Below are 16,055 nucleotides of genomic sequence, written 5' to 3'. Positions count from 1 at the left end.
CAACGATTCGAGGGGAAACATCCATGCGCCTTGTAGCAACCCTGGCCGGCCTCGCGCTGGCGCTTACCGGCCTGAATGCCAGCGCCGAAACCATACGCATCGCCATCGGCACCCAGGACACCACCATCAATTGCGCCACCGGCGGCTTGCTGATCCGTGAGCTGGGCCTGCTCGAAAAGTACCTGCCGCACGATGGCAAGTACAAGGATGCTCAATACCAGGTCGAATGGAAGAACTTCACCAGCGGCGCGCCACTGACCAACGAGATGGTCGCCGGCAAGCTGGATTTCGGTGCCATGGCCGATTTCCCTGGCTCATTCAACGGGGTCGCGCACCTGGATGCCGGCAAACGCAGCCTGTTCATCAGCGTGCTGTCGGGGAGTGTGCATGGCAGCGGCAATGGGATCGTCGTACCGGCCGCCTCGCCGGTGCAGTCGCTGGCCGAACTGAAGGGCAAGACCATTTCCGTACCCTTCGCCTCCACCGCCCACGGCATGCTGCTGCGGGCCGTCGCGGCGCAAGGCTGGGACCCGCAGAAGGATCTGCGAATCATCGCCCAAGCCCCGGAAATCGCTGGCTCCGCCTTGCGCAGCAACCGCATCGAAGCCCATGCCGACTTCGTGCCGTTCGCCGAACTGTTCCCCAACCGCGGCTTTGCCCGCAAGATCTACGACGGCGCCCAGGCCAACGCGCCTACGTTTCACGGCGCCCTGGTCGATGCCGACTATGCGCAGAAATACCCGGAAGTGGTGACCGCCTACCTGCGCGCCAGCCTCGAAGCAGACCGCCTGATCGCGGCCGAACCGGAAAAGTACAGCGAGCTCATCGAGAAGGTCACCGGCATCGAAGCCGAGGTCAATTACCTGTTCCACGGCCCGCTCGGTCTACAGACCCGCGACCTGACCTGGAAGCCGGAATACCGCCAGGCCGTGGCGACGTCCATTGAAACGCTGAAACTGCTGAAGAAAACCGATCGCGGCCTCGACACGCAGCAGTTCATCGACGACCGCTATATTCGTGCAGCTTTCGCCCAGGCCGGCCTGGATTATGACCAGGCGCTAAAAAACTACGAGCCGCAGCCGCTCAAGGCCAATGACGCGCTCACGGGCAAGCCGATCACCGACTTCAGCCGCCTGGCGCAGGTCTGGGTACGCGGTGAAGGCAAAGTTCGTCACTACGCTTCGCCGCAAGCTGCCCTTGGCGCGTTGGCCCAGTTGGAGCACGAGGGCAAGGACATCCGCGCCGTCTACGCCCAGGCTGCCGACAGCGGCATCAAGTTGCTGGCCAACCAGGCCTGGTTCGTCCGTGATGGCAATGGCGAGCTGGCGGCTTTCCTGCTCAAGGACCAGGCCGAGCAATACGCCAGAGCGCATGGCGGGGAGGCGCAAGACTTCGTCAGCGCCAACCAGAAGCTGCTCGCCCAGCGCTGAACGGGAGGCACCGAGATGACCCGCGACTTCAAGCGCTGGCCCGTGCGCCTGGTATCGCTGCTGACCTGCCTGTTGTTCTGGCAGGTGGCGGCCAGCGTCAAGCTGGACCTTGGCCTGCTGACTTTCAGCTATGTGCCCACACCCCAGGCGGTGCTGGGTGCGGGCTGGCAGTTGCTGACCTCCAGCACCCTGCTGGCGCACCTGAGCAGCAGCCTGACGCGGGTGTTTGCCGGTTATGCCGCCGCGGCAGTTCTGGGCGTGGCCCTGGGGCTGTTGATCGGCCGCTCGAGATGGGCCGAAGACACCTTGCTGCCGCCCCTGGAGGTGCTGCGGCCGATACCGGCGGTGGCGTGGATCCCGCTAGCGATCCTGATGTTCCCGTCGTCCGAGCTGTCGATGGTGTTCATCACCTTCACCGGCGCGCTGTTCCCGATCCTGCTCAACACCGTGCACGGCGCCGAGGCCGTCGACCCGCGCCTGGTGGCCTCGGCGCGCAGTCTCGGTGCAGGGCGTTGGGCAATCCTCGGCGAGGTGGTGCTGCCTGGTGCGCTGCCGAGCATCGTCACCGGCCTTGCGATTGGCATGGGCACCTCATGGTTCTGTCTGGTGACGGCCGAGATGATCGCCGGGCAGTTCGGCATCGGCTACTACACCTGGGAGTCATACACCTTGCAGAACTACCCGAACATCATCGTCGGCATGCTGTTGATCGGCGTACTGGGCATGGGCAGCAGTGCGCTGATCAAGCGCCTGGGGGCACTGGCAACGCCCTGGTATCGCACCCGGAGAGCTGCCTGATGAATCTTCATCAACAAGCACCGGGGCGGATCGATGGGCACGGCCTGTCGATTCGGCTGGGGCAGGGCGGTGAGGCCTTCGAGGCGGTGCAGGGCCTGGATTTCGCCGTGCAGGCGGGGGAGTTCGTCTGCATCCTCGGGCCGTCCGGCTGCGGCAAATCGACCTTGCTTGGCGCGTTGGCCGGGCACCTGGTGCCCTGCAGCGGCCAGCTGTGCGTCGACGGCCTGGCCGTGCAGGGGCCTTCGCCGCAGCGCGGCATGGTGTTTCAGCACCACACCTTGCTGCCCTGGCGCAGCGTGCTGGACAACGTCGCCTTCGGCCTGAAGATGCAAGGCCTGGGCAAGGCCGAGCGCCGCCAACAGGCACGGCAAATGTTGCAACTGGTGGGCCTGGCGGACTTCGCCGAGCGCTGGCCCAGCCAGTTGTCCGGGGGCATGCAGCAGCGCGCCGAGATTGCCCGGGTGCTGATCAACCGTCCGCGCCTGCTATTGATGGACGAGCCCTTTGGTGCCCTGGATGCGCAAACCCGTTCGCGCATGCAGGAACTGCTGCTGGATATCTGGACGCGCATCCGCACCACCGTGGTGTTCGTCACCCACGATATCGACGAGGCCTTGTTCCTGGCCGACCGCATTCTGGTGATGAGCCCACGCCCTGGTCGCTTCATTGAAGACCTGCGCCTGGACTTCGCGCGCCCGCGCCGCGCCAGCCTGCTGACCAGCCCTGAATTCACCCATCTCAAACGCCATTGCCTGGCCTTGCTGCGTCATGAAGAAGGCCGCGAACTGCCGCGGCTGACGCCCCTTGGCTTGCCGACCAGCGAACACCCGCCGTTAAGGATCGCGCTATGACCGAACGAAGCACCGACAACCCCGAGATTCTCCAACTGCTGCCGCGTCTCGAAGCTGACGACGCCGGCGTGCGGCGCATCGCCTTGATCGAGCTGGCCGATCTTGAAGTCGCCGAAGCGTTGCCATGGCTGACCGATGCCTTGTTGGTCGATGGCGCCGAGCATGTGCGCGCCGAGGCCGCGCGCCTGCTGGAAGCCTGGGAGGAGCCACACGTGGTGCATGCGCTGTGCGCGGCGTTGGCCGACGGCGCCGAGGCGGTACGTCTGGCTGCCGCACAGAGCCTCAGTGAATTGAAAAGTGCACAGGCCGGTCAGTTGATTCTGCCGTGGACGAACCATGCCGACGCCTTCGTTCGCGCCAGTGTCCTGCGCGCCCTGCGCGAACTGCGCCTGGCGGACGCCGCCGAACCTGCGCTGCGGGCACTGCAAGACCACGACCCGGCAGTACGGCGCGAAGCCGTCGGTATTCTGGGCTGGCTGAAGCACCAGCCGGCGCTCCCCGCCTTGGCCAATCTGGCGGAACACGAGGCCGATCTTGAGGTGCGTCGCGCAGCGATTGGTGCCTTGGGGCTTGCGCGTGATCCGGCGGTACTGCCGGCGCTGGTGGGCGCTCTGCGCGATCCCGCCTGGCAGGTGCGTGAAGAAGCTGCCACTACCCTGGGCAAGGTTGGTCACGCGCAGGCGGGGCCGGCACTGGTGGCGGCGCTGGCTGATGGCTTCTGGCAAGTGCGCTTGCGCGCCGCCCGCTCGCTGGGTCGCCTTCGCCATGCTCAAGCGCTGGATAGCCTGGTCGACTTGCTCGACCACGGCATCGCCAACCTGCGCAAGGAAGCGGCGCTGGCGCTGGGCGAGCTGGGCCTTGGCCGAGCCTTGCCCGCACTCCAGGCAGCCGAGGCCGACAGCGATCCGGAAGTGCGCAAAGCGGTGCGTATTGCCCTGGCCCAATTGCGCGGTGCCGCGTAATGGATAGCCCGCGTGCAATCGGCAATCGCCGCGCACTTGGCGTACTGACGTTGCAGTGGCGCGATGGCGAAGCTGTCATCAGTCATGTCCGGCTACGGGGGGCCTGCCCCTGCTCGCAGTGCCGGGCAGCGCGCTTGCAGGGACGCCTGCCGTTGGTCAATGAGGCGGTGCGTATCGAGCAGGTGGTGGCGCAAGGTTACGGCGTGCAGCTGATGTTCAGCGATGGCCATGATCGGGGGATTTATCCCTGGGCGTACCTGCGCACGCTTGCCGAGCCAGTACCCCTGCTACAAGGCGATCAACTCAGGCCGTAAGCCTTCCACTCGGCGTGCTGGCGGCGGCAGGCGACCGCCGTCACCGGTGATCTGATGCAGCACCTGCTCGCGCAGCCCGTGCAAGGCCACGCTCGTGCGCAGGCGCGGATGCGCCAGCTCGATGTCCACCACCGACTTGATCCGCCCCGGACGCGGCTCCAGCACGATTACCCGGTCGGCCAGGTAGGTGGCTTCTTCGGCATCGTGCGTCACCAGCAAGGTGGTGATGCCGGCGCGGTCGCGGATGGCGAGCAGTTCGTCCTGCAGTTGCTGACGGGTCAGCGCATCGAGGGCGCCGAACGGCTCGTCGAGCAACAGGATGCGCGGGCTGGCCACCAGCCCCCGGGCAATTGCCACACGTTGCGCCATGCCGCCGGAGAGCTGGTGCGGGTAGGCCGACTCGAAGCCGACCAGACCGACCAGCAGCACGAACTCATGCACCCGGCGGGCACGCTCACCTTGGGTCAGGTGCTCGTTGACCAGGCCCAGGGCGATGTTCTGCGCCACCGTCAGCCAGGGAAACAGGCGATGCTCCTGGAACACGATGCCGCGTTCACTGCCGATGCCGCTGACCGCCTGGCCATCGACGCGGATGCTGCCACTGTAGTCGGTGTCCAGCCCGACCAACAGGCGCAGCAGGGTCGACTTGCCGCAGCCCGAGGCGCCGACGATGGCGATGAACTCGCCCTGGTTGATGGCGAGGTTGAAGTTGCGGATGGCTTCGAGGGGCTGGCCATCGACGTGGAACACTTTGCCAACGCCTTCGAAGCTGACCAGCGGCGGCGTGGTGTCGGCCTGATTGGCCGCGAGCAGGTGTGAAGCATTGAAGGCATTCATGCGTTTCTCCAGCGCGTGGCGCGCGATTCGAGGCGTTGACCGAGGATGCCGAGCAGGGCACCGACCAGGCCGATCAAGACCATCGCGGCCATGACCTGGTCCATGCGAAACAGTTGCTGCGCGCCGATCATCAGGCTGGCGATGCCACCGTCCGAGGGCATGAAGTATTCGGCCCCGATGGTGCCCAGCCAGGCGTAGATCAGCGACAGGCGCAGGCCGGCGAATATGGCCGCTGCGGCGCCGGGTAACACCAACAGGCGCAGACGTTGCCACAGGTTCAGGCGCAGTGTGCGGGCCGCCTCGCCCAGTTGCGGCGAGAGGCTGGCGATACCGCGCTGGGTGGCGATCAGCAGCGGAAAGAATGCCGCCAGGGCGACGAACACGAGCTTGGCCCCTTCACCGAGGCCAAACCAGGCTGTGAGCAACGGCACCCAGGCAAACAAGGCCACGTGCCTCAACGCAGAAAAGCTTGGGCCGAAAAAGCGTTCGGCGCGCGGCGACAATCCCAGTAACAGTCCACTCAACAGACCTGCGCTGCCGCCCACTAGCAGGCCGGTCAAAGTACGTTGCAGGCTCAGCAGCATGGCTTGCGGCAACGAGCCATCGGCCAGACCGCGGACCAGGGTGCGCAAGACGTCCAGTGGCGAGGTGAGGATGTTCGAGTCGATCCAGCCCAGGCTACTGCTCACCTGCCACAGCGCCAGCAATGCTGCTGGCAGCAGCAGGCTTTGCCAGCCCCGCGGCACCGGGCCGCGCTGTTGTTCGCCAGTGGCCGGTTGCGGCCAGTGCAGCAGGCGCTTTTCCAGGGCCGAAAAGCCACGTTCCAGCAGTGCGCCAACCAGGCCGATGACCAGGATGCACAGCAGTACCAGGTCGAGCATGAACAGCTGCCTGCCCCATACCATCAGGTAGCCGATGCCTTCGCTGGAGGCCAGCAACTCAACGGCGAGCAGCGAAGTCCAGCCGGTTGCCAATGCCAGTCGGGTGCCGGTGAGAAAGGCGGGCAGGGCGGCCGGCAGCAGCATGCGCAGCCACAGCAGATGGCGTGGTAGACGCAGCACGGCGGCGGCTTCGCGTAGTTTCGGTTGGGCGTCGCGTACGCCAACCAACGTGTGCAGCGCGACCGGTACCACCACAGCTTTCACCAGCACCACCAGCTTGAGCAGTTCGCCGATACCGAAGAACAGCATGAACAGCGGAATCCAGGCCAGGGTGGGGATCTGCGCCAGCGCCACGAATGTTGGCAGTACCCAGGTTTGCGCTTGCCGCGAGGTGCCGAGCCAAGTGCCGAGCAGCAAGCCGCTAGCGATGCCTGCCAACAGCCCCCAGACCAGCCGTTGCAGACTTATCCACACGTGGCCCCAAAGCTCACCCGAGCCGAATTCCAGCGCGCTCTGCCACACCAGTGAAGGCGCCGGCAATATCTGCTCGCTCATCCACTGCTGCCGGCTCGCCACGACCCACAGCAGCGCAATCAGCCCAGGCAGCAACCAAGGCAGCAAGCGGTCGCGGCTTATTTGAGAGGGGCCGTGTGTCAGGATGAGGCGGTGAAACCGCCTCCGGTTGCCACTCAGAACTCCATTCATCGGCAGTGTCTCCAAGTGTTCCATTGTTATTCACTTATAGAATTAAAAATTAACCAAAGTGACTTTCAAGAGATAAGAACATGCAAGCTTTGCCTGCGTAACCCCTTCGCCCTTGCGTTTTCCTCATATTTTCCATGCGTTTCCCGCAAGTAACCCGGCGCACCGCATGGATCCTCATTTATGTCTTTCAGTTACTAAAAAATGAAGTTTTGATCTTTGTAGGTTCTAACCAGACCTGCCTAGCTTCTGGACAAAGCGCTGGCCATCGTCGGTGGCAGCTTGCCAAGGAGCCTTGTCATGAAAACCCTTCTACGCCACCTGATCGCCGCCCTCGGTCTGGCTGTCACCCTCAGTGCCCCTGCGGCGGAGCCCGCCCAACCGCAGAGCATCCGCATCGCCGTGCCGGACCTCAGCGCTGGCAGCAAGCACAGCGCTGGCGGTGTGGTCGATGTACTGCGTGACCAGCAACTGCTGGAGAAAGCCTTCGGCGAAGACGGCATACGCATCGACTGGGTTTTCTTCAAAGGCGCAGGCCCGGTGGTCAATGAAGCATTGGCCAATGGCCAGGCCGACTTCGCCTACCTGGGCGACTTGGCCGCAATCGTCGGCAAGGCCAATGGCCTGGACACTCGCGTGCTGGCTGCCGGTGTGCGTGGGGTGAAGAGCTATCTGGGCGTGGTGCCCGGCTCTGGCATCCACAGCCTGCATGATCTCAAAGGCAAGCGCGTTGCCGTTTTCCGCGGTACGGCCAACCAACTGTCCTTCGCCAGTGCACTGGCAAGCCAAGGGTTGTCGGAGCGCGACCTGAAAGTCATCAACCTGGATTTCAACGCGGCCAATGCCGCCATTGCCGCCAAGCAGATCGATGCGACCTGGGGGCTTTCCAATCTGCTCTCGTTGCGTGAACGCGGCTTGGTCGAGTTGCCGGTCAACTCTCGCGATCTGCAAGGTGCCGGCAGTACCCAGGCGGTGCTGCTGGGCACCGGCGACTTCATCCGCAAATACCCGCAGCTGGTGCAGCGCCTGGTCGATGCTCAGGAACAGGCCAGCAGCTGGTTGCGCGACGAGCACAACCGCGATGCGTACGTCGATCTGGTGGCCGACAACGCCAGCTGGCCGCGCAGCATCCTTGCCGATGACCTGGCCAAGGAAGACTTGGCCGATTACTTCGACCCGCGCCTGGACGCCGACTTTATCGCGCAGTTGCAGCAGGGTGTCGACCTTGCTGCCCGCGAGCGCCTGATCCGCCGTGGCTTCCAGGTTTCCGAGTGGATCGAGCCGCGTTTTCTCGATGCCGCACTGCAACACCCACAGGCCGCGCAGGCCGCCCGCTGAACCCAACTTTCAACCATGACCGCAAGGACCACGACCATGAGCAATGCCGCACAGGCCTTAGCGCCAAACGCCGTCGAACTCGACATCCACCCGGTTGCCGGCCGCATCGGCGCCGAAATCCGGGGGCTGAAGCTGTCAGCCCACCTTGATGCCACCACTGTCGAGGCCATCCAGGCGGCCTTGGTCAAGCACAAGGTGCTGTTCTTCCGCGGCCAGACACACCTGGACGATCAAAGCCAGGAAGGCTTCGCCAAGCTGCTGGGCGAGCCGGTCGCGCACCCCACCGTGCCGGTGGTGGACGGTACTACCTACCTGCTGCAACTGGACGGCGCCGAAGGGCAGCGGGCCAACTCCTGGCACACCGACGTGACGTTCGTCGATGCCTATCCCAAGGCATCGATCCTGCGCAGCGTGGTGGCACCGACGCACGGCGGCGACACGGTCTGGGCCAACACCGCAGCGGCCTACCAGGCGTTGCCAGCGGCATTGCGCGCGTTGGCCGACCAGTTGTGGGCGGTGCACAGCAACGAATACGACTACGCGAGCGCCAAGCCCGATGTCGATCCGAGCAAGCTCGAGCGCTACCGCAAGGTGTTCACCTCGACCGTGTACGAAACCGAGCACCCGGTGGTGCGCGTGCACCCGATCAGCGGTGAGCGGGCGCTGCAACTGGGGCATTTCGTCAAGCGCATCAAGGGTTATTCGCTGGCTGACTCGCAGCACCTGTTCACGGTGCTACAAGGCCATGTGACGCGGCTGGAAAACACCGTGCGCTGGCGCTGGCAGGCGGGTGACGTGGCAATCTGGGACAACCGTGCGACGCAGCACTACGCCGTCGACGATTACGGCACCCAGCCCCGCATCGTGCGCCGCGTGACCTTGGCCGGTGAAGTGCCGGTCGGCGTCGATGGGCAGTTGAGTCGGACCACGCGCAAGGGTTGATATTGGCGGGCCGCATCGCGGCCCCGCCAGCTATACCTCGGTATCACAGGCAATCAACTGCCTGACCAGTCCCTGAGCCAATGGCGACAAGCCATACCCCACCCGGCTTACCACCCCGTAACGGGTGTAGAACGCCTCTTCCTGGCTGGGCGTCAACTCTGCCAGCTGCAGTGCTACCAACCCCTGCTCTGACTGATAAGGCCGCAAGTTGGCGTTGCAGGCGATGCCGATGGTGTCCGAGTGCATCACCACGTTCAACAGTGCATAGCCATGCTCGCACTCCACTGTCGGGAGAAAATCCTGACGCCCGCTGAGGTCGCTGAGGATCTTGCGGATGTTCGGTGGCCGGAAAGTGGTCGCCAGCGGGTAATCGAATACGTCCCGCGCGCGTACCTCTGCCTGTTCGGTCAATGGATGACCTGCGCGGCAGCAGAAGTGCCAACGCTGCGGCGCCAACCGGTGAACCTGGTAATCGGGGTCGGATTCGAACTGGCGGGTGTCGGCCACGAAGAATTCGATCTCTTCGGCCATGAGCTTGCGGTTCAGTGCCTGCCAGTGATCCACCTGAAAACAGGTACGCGCCGCTGGAAATTCCGCCACGAAGCGCGCCACCGCTCGTGGCACCAGGCCGCCAGCAGGGGCCGGGCCGCAGCCGAAACGCACCACCCCAGTGGTCGCCCCATTGAACTGGTGTATTTCGTTGACCAGATTGTGCGCGCCGTGCACCAGGCGCCGCGAATGCTCCAGCACCAACAGCCCCTGACGGGTAGGCGCTAGCTCCTTGCTGGCGCGGTCGACCAGGCGGCAGCCGATGTTGTGCTCCAAGGTCTGGATGCTGCGGCTGAAGGCCGATTGCGACAGGTTCACCGCCGCCGCCGCCGCTACGAAGCTGCGGTGTTCCACAAGGGCGATGAAGTGTCGGAGCTGGCGGAGGTCTATATGCATTTTCTACATGAAAACTTTCGGTGAAATGCAATTGCTGACAAGGGTTAGCCACCCTTATAAAGGCTGTTACTTATTCCACAAAATATGATTTAAAACTATTTATATCTCTTAAAAGAATATAAGCCCAACACACCGCGATTCGATTCCGCCAACGGAAATGCTCGCACAGGGCCAGTGCCTCAAGGAGCATTTGCATGTACGACTTATTCCGCAGGCCAGTGCGCGGCTCGCGTTGCACCCTGCAGCCCCTGGCCGCAGGTGTCTTGCTCGCGATTGCCAACGGCAGTTACGCCGATCAGCCGCTCACCCCCACCCCGGCGCTGGAGCAGGATGCCACCCTCGGCACCGTCACGGTCAATGCCCGCCGCCGTGAAGAAACCGCTCAAGATGTGCCCACGCCGATCAGTGTGCTCAGCAGCCAGACCTTGGAAAGCCAGCGCATCTATCGCGTGCAGGACCTGCAGCAACTGGTGCCCAGCACCAATGTCGCCTATGTCCACGCCCGCCAATCGAGCATTTCGATCCGCGGCCTGGGCAACAACCCGGCCAGCGATGGCCTGGAAGGCAGCGTCGGCATCTACCTGGACAACGTCTACCTCGGTCGCCCAGGGATGGCGGTCTTCGACCTGCTCGATGTCGAGCAACTGGAAGTGCTGCGCGGCCCGCAAGGCACGCTGTTCGGCAAGAACACCACGGCCGGGGTGCTGAACATCACCACGCGCAAGCCTACGTTTCATCCCGAAGGCAGCGTGCAGCAGTCGATTGGCGAAGACGGTTATCGCCAGACCCAGGGCAGTTTCTCCGGCCCCATCAGCGAGACCCTGGCGGGGCGTCTGAGCGCCTACCGCAGCGAGGACGATGGTTATGTGAAGAACGTCCACAACGGCGATGAGCTCAACGGCGGCAAGCGCCAGGGCTTTCGGGCCCAGTTGCTGTTCGAACCCAGCGAAACCTTCAACCTGCGTTGGATCGGCGAGTACAACGAGGAGGATTCCAACAACGGCATCCTCAGCCTGTACAGCACCGGCCCGACGCTCAACGGTATGAACCGTTACGAAAGCCTGGCGGCCCAGGCTGGCGCGACGCTGGTGTCGGGCAAAGACCGCAAGGTCAACTTCGATGCCGATCAACAGGTGACGGTGTTTCAAGGCGGCACCTCGGTGGAGGCCAATTGGACCTTGGCCAATGATTTCACCCTGACCTCGATCAGCGCCTACCGCTGGTGGGACTTCACCCCGCGCAACGATGACGGCCTCAATGTGCCGGTGTTCTACAGCGCTGGGGTCTCGGTGCGCGACAAGCAGTACTCGCAGGAAATCCGCCTGGCCTCGCCCACCGGTGGCGCGTTCGACTACGTGCTTGGCGCCTATTACTTCAAGCAAGACCTGGACAACAAGTCCTTCACCTACTACGGCCCGCAGGCGGACATCTGGAACCTCACCCCGGCCGGTGCGCTGGCCAACGTCGATACCGTCGGCAACGGTCATATCGATACCGATAGCTATGCACTGTTTGCTCAGGGCACCTGGCACGTCACCGACCGCCTGGACCTCACCGCAGGCGTGCGCGGCACCTACGAAGAAAAGAGCGCCTGGGTGACCCGCGATGCGCCAACCGGCGGCGCTGGTTTAAGCGCTGGCGCCGCTGCGGCGCGCCAGGCCCGGGTCGGCGCCTATGATTCAGGTGACCTCAACCAATATGGCTTCAGCCCATCCGGGTTGCTCGGCGTGAGCTACCGCTTCAATGAGCAATTGCTCGGTTACGCGACCCTGACCCACGGCGAGAAGTCCGGGGGCGTGAACCTCACCGTCGGCGCCGCGCCGCGCCTGGGCACCGATTCTCTGCTGGTCGGCACCGAGCGCGCCAACAACGCCGAGTTGGGCTTCAAGAGCACGCTGCTGGACAACCGCCTGCAACTCAACACCAACCTGTTCTGGACCGAGGTGCATGGCTACCAGGCCAATGTCTACGACCAGATCAACCGCGTGCAGTACCTGGCCAACGCCGGCAGCGTGCGCTCACGCGGGCTTGAGTTCGAGGCCACGGCGTTGCCGGTGCGTGGCCTGACGCTCAATTTCAACGGTTCGTGGAACGACGTTCGCTACCTGAAGTACGACGATGCGCCGTGCCCGCCCGAGGTGAGCCTGGCCAACGCCGCTGCCACCTGCGACCTGTCCGGCCACCAGGTGGTCGGCGCCTCCAAGTACATCGCCAATCTCAATGGCGAATACAAATGGCAGGCCAGCCAGCATGTCGAGCCATACGTCACCGCCAGCTATGCGTTTCGCTCGAAGGCGGTGGGCACCATCGACGATTCCGATTACGGCCAGATTCCCAGCTATGCGCTGATCAACCTTTCCGCCGGTGTGCGTCTGGACCAGGGCGACGGCGTGGTCGACCTGTCGTTGTGGGTGAAGAACGCTGGCGACAAAACCTACTTCACCAGCCTGTGGAACTCCGCCAACGGCGGTTACGCCGGCGTGCTCGGCACCCCACGGACCTTCGGCGCCACCGCGCGTTACGACTTTTGAGTAAAAAAGGAGCGTTGCCATGAATGCCAAGACTGAACATCCCGTACTCCCCGAAGGCGCCTGCCTGACGGCCAAGGTCCCCGCGCGTGACCAGGCGCTGCTCGGCGATGTCGTGGTCAACCCGTACCGCCTGGCGCCGCTGACGGCGGTCATCCGCGACGGTGGGCGCCGGCTGAGCGTTGCCCATGTGCGGGTGCGCGGCAAAGGCGAGCGCGGTGTCGACATTGCCTATGACGTGTCGGACCGCTCGCTATGGACTTATGGCGGCATCCCGGTATTCGGCCTGTACCCGGATTACGTCAACCAGGTCGAAGTGACCTACAAGCTCGACGACGAGCGCATCCGCGAGGAGTACCAGATCTATGCCCCGGCCGTGCGCCTGCCGGTGGTGGCCAGGCAGACCGCCGCGCTGCCTGAAGTGGAGCCGGTGACAGTAGCGCCAGGTTTCGAGCAACGGCTGTATCTGTTCAACCATCTGCAAGGCGACATCCCCGGTGGCCGCGCCTTCAAGTGGAACGGCCTGGGCGGCGCTGCCGAATGGGACCAGGTTGGCAGCAACTGGATCAGCGACAGCAATGGCGATGTGCGCTGGTACCTGGATATCGAGCAGGTTCACGACTCCAATCGCCGCGATGGCCTCGGCGGAACCATGGGCTTCCAGCAGACCCGCGACGGCAAGCTGATCTGGGGGCAGGGCCAGACCTACTCGAAATACGACTTGCTGGGGCGGCGCATCTGGCAACGCAACCTGCCGGACAAATTCGCCGACTTCTCCCACGAGATCCGCGAAACCGCCAACGGCACCTACTTGCTGCGGGTCGGCACCAGCGACTATCGACGCCCGGATGGCAAGCGTGTGCGCTCGATCCGCGACCATATCATCGAAGTCGATGAAACCGGTGACGTGCTCGATTTCTGGGACCTGAACCAGATCCTCGACCCCTATCGCGGCGACCTGCTGGAAACCTTGGGCAAGGCTGCGATCCAGCTGCCGCCAGGGGTGGCCAAGCAAGATGACCGGCTGGCCAACGAACTGGCCGAGGGTGACCTGCCGTTCGGTGACACCCCGGGCGTCGGCACCGGGCGCAACTGGGCGCACGTCAACGCCATCGACTACGACGCCGATGACGACAGCATCATCGTTTCAGCCAGGCATCAAGGCGTGGTCAAGATTGGCCGCGACAAACAGGTGAAGTGGATTCTCGCCTCGCCTCAGGGCTGGCCCGAGCGGCTGCGCGACAAGGTACTGACCCCGCTGGGAGGGCCGGATTTCGACTGGGCATGGACGCAGCATACCGCCTGGCTGACCGGCAAAGGCACGTTGACCGTGTTCGACAATGGCTGGGGCCGTGACTTCGCCCCGACCAAGCTCAGCGGCAACTACAGCCGCGCGGTGGAGTACCGCATCGACGAAGGCCAAGGCACCGTCGAGCAGGTGTGGGAGTACGGCAAGGAGCGTGGCGAGCAGTGGTACAGCCCGGTCACGTCAGTGGTGGCGTACCGGCCTGAAACCGATACCCAGTTCATCTATTCGGCCTCGGTGGATTTCCTGACCCCTGAGAAGCTCACCACGACCGTACTCAACGAGGTGCGTCGCGGCACCCAGGACGTGCTGGTGGAGCTGAAGGTGCACAGTCGCCAACCTGGCTCGGTGGGTTACCGGGCCTTGGTGATCGATGTGGCGCGCGCGTTCTGATGGATTGCTTGGGAGGGCCTTCGGTCCTCCCTGTCTACGTTTCAAGCCTCCCGTCTAACCTCTCCCGGTGCCGGCGCGCATCCTGAAACTGCGCCGGGGTGTTCAACCGTTCGTTCTTTTTTTCGAACAGGCTATTGTCCAACCCCCCAGCACACGCTTAGCATTCGTTTGAGATTTCAAACGCTCGATGCCCTGCGTTGGGCGCTTTTCATACAATCAACAATTCGGGAAGCCGACATGCAGCTCAAAGACGCTCAGTTGTTCCGCCAGCAAGCCTTCATCAACGGTGAGTGGCTGGATGCGGACAGCGGCCAGACCATCAATGTGACCAACCCGGCCACCGGTGAAGTCATCGGTACCGTACCGAAGATGGGCACTGCGGAAACCCGCCGCGCCATTGAAGCCGCCGACAAGGCCCTGCCGGCCTGGCGTGCACTGACCGCCAAGGAGCGTTCGACCAAGCTGCGTCGCTGGTTCGAACTGATGATCGAAAACCAGGACGACCTGGCCCGCCTGATGACCACCGAGCAGGGCAAGCCACTGGCCGAAGCCAAGGGCGAAATCGCCTATGCCGCCTCGTTCATCGAGTGGTTCGCCGAAGAAGCCAAGCGTGTCTACGGCGACACCATCCCTGGCCACCAGCCAGACAAGCGCCTGATCGTCATCAAGCAGCCGATCGGTGTTACCGCGGCCATCACCCCGTGGAACTTCCCGGCCGCGATGATCACCCGTAAAGCCGGCCCGGCCCTGGCCGCTGGCTGCACCATGGTGCTCAAGCCTGCCTCGCAAACCCCGTACTCCGCCCTGGCCCTGGTCGAGCTGGCCAACCGTGCCGGTATCCCGGCGGGTGTGCTGAGCGTGGTGACCGGCAGCGCTGGCGAAGTCGGCGGCGAGCTGACCGGTAACGCCCTGGTGCGCAAGCTGTCCTTCACTGGCTCGACCGAGATCGGCCGTCAGCTGATGCAAGAATGCGCCAAGGACATCAAGAAGGTTTCCCTGGAGCTCGGTGGCAACGCCCCGTTCATCGTGTTCGACGACGCCGACCTGGACAAGGCGGTCGAGGGCGCGATCATCTCCAAGTACCGTAACAACGGCCAGACCTGCGTCTGCGCCAACCGTATCTACGTGCAGGACGGCGTCTACGACGCGTTCGCCCAGAAGCTGGCGGCAGCCGTCGCCAAGCTGAAGATCGGCAACGGTCTGGAAGAAGGCACCACCACCGGTCCGCTGATCGATGGCAAGGCCGTGGCCAAGGTCCAGGAACACATCGAAGACGCCGTCGGCAAAGGCGCCAAGGTTCTGTCCGGTGGCAAGCTGATCGAAGGCAACTTCTTCGAGCCGACCATTCTGGTCGACGTGCCGAAGACCGCAGCCGTGGCCAAGGAAGAAACCTTCGGCCCACTGGCGCCGCTGTTCCGCTTCAAGGACGAGGCTGAGGTCATCGCCATGTCCAATGACACCGAGTTCGGCCTGGCCTCGTACTTCTATGCCCGTGACATGAGCCGTGTGTTCCGTGTCGCCGAGGCGCTGGAATACGGCATGGTGGGTATCAACACCGGCCTGATCTCCAACGAAGTGGCGCCGTTCGGCGGCATCAAGGCCTCGGGCCTGGGCCGCGAAGGTTCCAAGTACGGTATCGAGGACTACCTCGAAATCAAATACCTGTGCATCAGCGTCTGATCACCCGGTAGACCGTTTTACCTCGCCAGCGGGGCGCGAGAGCGACGTCTCGCTGGCTTTTTTGACATCGCAGCACCTGGTGGTCAGGGCGTTCACGGCAGTCGATCAACGAATACTGTCCGCGAGCCCACCCGGCCACCCCCGAATA

At 63.8% G+C, this 16,055-nt stretch carries 13 protein-coding genes; 10 read left to right on the top strand and 3 right to left on the bottom strand.

The window, feature by feature from the left end; genetic code table 11:
* The first annotated feature begins 23 nt into the window (after positions 1–23).
* From ACLEJW_RS06385 to ACLEJW_RS06365, 5 genes are read left to right on the top strand one after another with little or no spacing between them, the layout of a single operon-like run.
* Positions 24–1,430 (top strand): ABC transporter substrate-binding protein, encoded by a 1,407-nt coding sequence (locus ACLEJW_RS06385; protein ID WP_440777254.1) that lies wholly within the window; start codon positions 24–26, stop codon positions 1,428–1,430.
* Positions 1,431–1,445: 15 nt separating this feature from the next.
* Positions 1,446–2,228, top strand: a complete 783-nt coding sequence (locus tag ACLEJW_RS06380) for an ABC transporter permease (RefSeq protein WP_440777253.1) — start codon at positions 1,446–1,448, stop codon at positions 2,226–2,228.
* Entirely contained in the window at positions 2,228–3,079 is an 852-nt protein-coding gene (locus ACLEJW_RS06375; protein ID WP_440777252.1) for an ABC transporter ATP-binding protein, read from the top strand. Before ACLEJW_RS06380 ends, ACLEJW_RS06375 begins: the two co-directional genes overlap by 1 nt.
* Positions 3,076–4,041, top strand: a complete 966-nt coding sequence (locus tag ACLEJW_RS06370; protein WP_440777251.1) for a HEAT repeat domain-containing protein — start codon at positions 3,076–3,078, stop codon at positions 4,039–4,041. Before ACLEJW_RS06375 ends, ACLEJW_RS06370 begins: the two co-directional genes overlap by 4 nt.
* On the top strand, positions 4,041–4,355 hold the full coding sequence (locus ACLEJW_RS06365; protein ID WP_145184082.1) for a DUF971 domain-containing protein: 315 nt from the start codon (positions 4,041–4,043) through the stop codon (positions 4,353–4,355). Before ACLEJW_RS06370 ends, ACLEJW_RS06365 begins: the two co-directional genes overlap by 1 nt.
* On the opposite strand, the gene ACLEJW_RS06360 is transcribed toward ACLEJW_RS06365, so the two are convergent.
* The gene (locus ACLEJW_RS06360) at positions 4,329–5,192 is read right to left on the bottom strand and encodes an ABC transporter ATP-binding protein (protein WP_145184079.1); all 864 of its coding nucleotides are present in this window, start codon (positions 5,190–5,192) and stop codon (positions 4,329–4,331) included. The two genes, ACLEJW_RS06365 and ACLEJW_RS06360, sit on opposite strands and share 27 nt — an antisense overlap.
* A complete protein-coding gene (locus tag ACLEJW_RS06355; protein WP_440777250.1) occupies positions 5,189–6,778 on the bottom strand; it encodes an ABC transporter permease in 1,590 nt (529 codons plus the stop codon). The genes ACLEJW_RS06360 and ACLEJW_RS06355 overlap by 4 nt, the downstream gene beginning before the upstream one ends.
* Before the next feature lie 297 nt (positions 6,779–7,075).
* Here ACLEJW_RS06355 and ACLEJW_RS06350 point away from each other — a divergent pair, with 297 nt between their 5' ends.
* Together ACLEJW_RS06350 and ACLEJW_RS06345 are read left to right on the top strand one after the other, a co-directional pair.
* Positions 7,076–8,113, top strand: coding sequence for an ABC transporter substrate-binding protein (locus ACLEJW_RS06350; protein WP_440777249.1), 1,038 nt, complete (start codon positions 7,076–7,078; stop codon positions 8,111–8,113).
* Positions 8,114–8,149: 36 nt separating this feature from the next.
* On the top strand, positions 8,150–9,055 hold the full coding sequence (locus ACLEJW_RS06345; RefSeq protein WP_313454975.1) for a TauD/TfdA dioxygenase family protein: 906 nt from the start codon (positions 8,150–8,152) through the stop codon (positions 9,053–9,055).
* 30 nt (positions 9,056–9,085) lie between these two features.
* Here the strand turns inward: ACLEJW_RS06345 and ACLEJW_RS06340 are convergent, their stop codons facing one another.
* Positions 9,086–10,000 carry a LysR family transcriptional regulator gene (locus ACLEJW_RS06340; protein ID WP_313295448.1) on the bottom strand — a complete coding sequence of 305 codons (915 nt, stop codon included), beginning with the start codon at positions 9,998–10,000 and terminating at the stop codon, positions 9,086–9,088.
* A 194-nt stretch (positions 10,001–10,194) separates the two neighbouring features.
* On the opposite strand from ACLEJW_RS06340, the gene ACLEJW_RS06335 reads away from it, so the two are divergent.
* From ACLEJW_RS06335 to gabD, 3 genes are all read left to right on the top strand, one after another.
* Positions 10,195–12,531 (top strand): TonB-dependent receptor, encoded by a 2,337-nt coding sequence (locus tag ACLEJW_RS06335; protein WP_440777248.1) that lies wholly within the window; start codon positions 10,195–10,197, stop codon positions 12,529–12,531.
* Positions 12,532–12,550: 19 nt separating this feature from the next.
* Positions 12,551–14,227 carry an aryl-sulfate sulfotransferase gene (locus tag ACLEJW_RS06330; RefSeq protein WP_440777247.1) on the top strand — a complete coding sequence of 559 codons (1,677 nt, stop codon included), beginning with the start codon at positions 12,551–12,553 and terminating at the stop codon, positions 14,225–14,227.
* Positions 14,228–14,464: 237 nt separating this feature from the next.
* Positions 14,465–15,907, top strand: a complete 1,443-nt coding sequence (gene gabD / locus ACLEJW_RS06325) for an NADP-dependent succinate-semialdehyde dehydrogenase (RefSeq protein WP_145184060.1) — start codon at positions 14,465–14,467, stop codon at positions 15,905–15,907.
* The last annotated feature ends 148 nt before the right edge of the window (positions 15,908–16,055 follow it).

Origin of the sequence: Pseudomonas sp. SMSB3, from assembly GCF_052041965.1 — a bacterium.
Lineage (GTDB): Bacteria > Pseudomonadota > Gammaproteobacteria > Pseudomonadales > Pseudomonadaceae > Aquipseudomonas.
Note: the sequence above shows the minus strand (reverse complement) of the source record. Positions and strands in the feature narration are given on the sequence as shown.